Source organism: Microvirga sp. P4_G7, from assembly GCF_056401005.1.
Genome location: NZ_JBFUKD010000688.1, coordinates 1 through 1,886, shown reverse-complemented (window position 1 = coordinate 1,886; position 1,886 = coordinate 1). Strand labels below are relative to the sequence as shown.

Annotated in this window: 4 protein-coding genes; 3 read left to right on the top strand and 1 reads right to left on the bottom strand. The window is 61.6% G+C overall.

Going from position 1 to position 1,886, the window contains the following annotated elements:
- Positions 1-115: 115 nt before the first annotated feature.
- From AC1DT3_RS19555 to AC1DT3_RS19545, 3 genes are read left to right on the top strand one after another with little or no spacing between them, the layout of a single operon-like run.
- Complete coding sequence (locus AC1DT3_RS19555) at positions 116-445, top strand: ArsR/SmtB family transcription factor (protein WP_477466879.1); 330 nt, start codon at positions 116-118, stop codon at positions 443-445.
- On the top strand, positions 442-906 hold the full coding sequence (locus AC1DT3_RS19550; protein WP_477466878.1) for an SRPBCC family protein: 465 nt from the start codon (positions 442-444) through the stop codon (positions 904-906). The genes AC1DT3_RS19555 and AC1DT3_RS19550 overlap by 4 nt, the downstream gene beginning before the upstream one ends.
- A gap of 50 nt (positions 907-956) precedes the next feature.
- Positions 957-1,370: a GFA family protein gene (locus tag AC1DT3_RS19545; protein ID WP_477466877.1), complete on the top strand. Its 414-nt coding sequence runs from the start codon at positions 957-959 to the stop codon at positions 1,368-1,370.
- A 56-nt stretch (positions 1,371-1,426) separates the two neighbouring features.
- On the opposite strand, the gene AC1DT3_RS19540 is transcribed toward AC1DT3_RS19545, so the two are convergent.
- A partial coding sequence (locus AC1DT3_RS19540) for a GNAT family N-acetyltransferase (RefSeq protein ID WP_477466876.1) occupies positions 1,427-1,886 on the bottom strand: 460 nt, incomplete at its 5' end.

The following is a 1,886-nucleotide window of genomic DNA, read 5'->3' as shown; positions in this document are numbered from 1 at the left end:
ATTCGCCACCCCGGACGCGTCGGTCTCGCCGGGGCGATCACAACAGGCACATTAATTGGCCTCCCAAAATACATTAGAATTGACTAATGCATTAGCGAATGCTAATTAATCGATCATGATTGAAACCGCCACCATCGACGCTGTCCTGCGCACCCTCGCGGATCCCACCAGACGAGCCGTGTTCGAGCGTGTCGTCAGGTCCGACGAGATCACCGTGGTGGAGCTGACACGGGGGAGCGGCGTGACGCAGGGAGCCATCTCCCAACACTTGCGGTCGTTGAAGCGGGCCGGCCTGGTCGCCGAACGCCCCGAGGGCCGCAACGTCTATTATCGCGCTCAACCGGAAGGGCTCGCGCCACTCGTCGATTGGATGAGCCACTACGGCGTCTTCTGGCGCGAGCGGTTCGCCAACCTCCGAACCCTCCTGAAGGAGATCGATCCATGAACGACGCCGCATTGAAATTGGACACGCAAGAGATCGTGGTCGACGAGGTCTTCCCGCATGCGCCGGAGACGATCTGGAGAACGCTGACGACCGGCGAGCTGATCGGGCGCTGGATGATGGCGCCGTCGGGGTTCGAGGCCGTCAAGGGCAAGAGCTTCACATTCCAGACGAAGCCTGCCGGCCTGTGGGATGGCACGATTCACTGCCAGGTGCTGGAAGTCGTGCCGAACGATCGCCTCGTCTATGCGTGGACGGGGGGACACGAGGCGAATGTCGGATACGGTTCGCGGCTTGAAACGGTCGTCACATGGATCCTGTCGCGCGTGGAGGGCGGAACGCGCCTTCGCCTCATCCATTCGGGTTTCGTAACACCGCGGAACGATTCCGCGTTCGAGAGCATGAGCGGCGGTTGGAAGAAGGTCCTGCACAACATCGGCGGCATCGCCGACGAGCAGGTCTGACGCGACTTGAGAAACGCGCAGCAACGACGTCTGCTGACAGGAGAGAAGCAATGAGCGAGGCCTATACCGGCGGATGCGCCTGCGGCGCGATCCGTTATGAAATCGCGAGTGAGCCGGTGGTGACGAACGATTGCCAGTGTCGCGATTGCCAGCATGAAAGCGGCACGGGACACGGGTCGCACCTGACCTTTCCACGGCAAAGCGTGAAACTCTCAGGCGACGCGACGCATTGGGACATGGTCGGCGACAGCGGCAATGTAAAAACGCGTGCGTTCTGTCCCACCTGTGGGTCACCGGTCTACATGACGTTTGCGGCCATGCCCGATCTGTTCACCGTGCGCGCTGCGAGCCTCGACGATCCGAGCCGATACAAACCGCAAATGGTGACGTACGCCATACGCGGATACGCTTGGGATCACATGGATCCGGCCCTGCCGAAATTCGACAAGATGCCGCCGATGTAAAATGCGGTCGGACCTGGCGCGCCGTCGTCGACGGCGCTCCTCGCCTCTAAGAGACCTCAGCGCACCGGTTCGCGTGTAAAGAGAACCGTCGGCTTGTCGCGATAGGTCGTGTGCACGAATTCTCGATAGCCGCATTTTTCCGCGACGCGGAGCGAGGGCGTGTTCGACGGATCGATGATGCACGCCGTGCGCTTGCCATCAAAATTCGCATCGCCCCATTGCGACGCGGCGCGGACAGCTTCGGTCGCATAGCCGTTGCCATGTGCGTGGGGCGCGAGAACCCAGCCGATCTCGGGCATCTCCGTCAGGGACGGCTCGATGCTGCGCATGAAGTTTGCAAAGCCGACTTCGCCGAGGAAACGGCCGCTGCCCTTCTCTTCGACCACCCAATAGCCGAACCCGAGAACGGCCCAATGGCCGATGTAGCGCAGTAGCCGTGCCCACACTTCTTCGCGCGAGAACGGGTTGCCGCCGATATAGCGTGTGACGTCCGGCGACGACCACATGGCGTAGCTG

Excerpts from the sequence above, each read along its gene's own strand:
- AC1DT3_RS19555 (WP_477466879.1), top strand. The coding sequence starts at position 116 with ATGATTGAAACCGCCACCATCGACGCTGTCCTGCGCACCCTCGCGGAT.
- AC1DT3_RS19550 (WP_477466878.1), top strand. The coding sequence starts at position 442 with ATGAACGACGCCGCATTGAAATTGGACACGCAAGAGATCGTGGTCGAC.
- AC1DT3_RS19545 (WP_477466877.1), top strand. The coding sequence starts at position 957 with ATGAGCGAGGCCTATACCGGCGGATGCGCCTGCGGCGCGATCCGTTAT.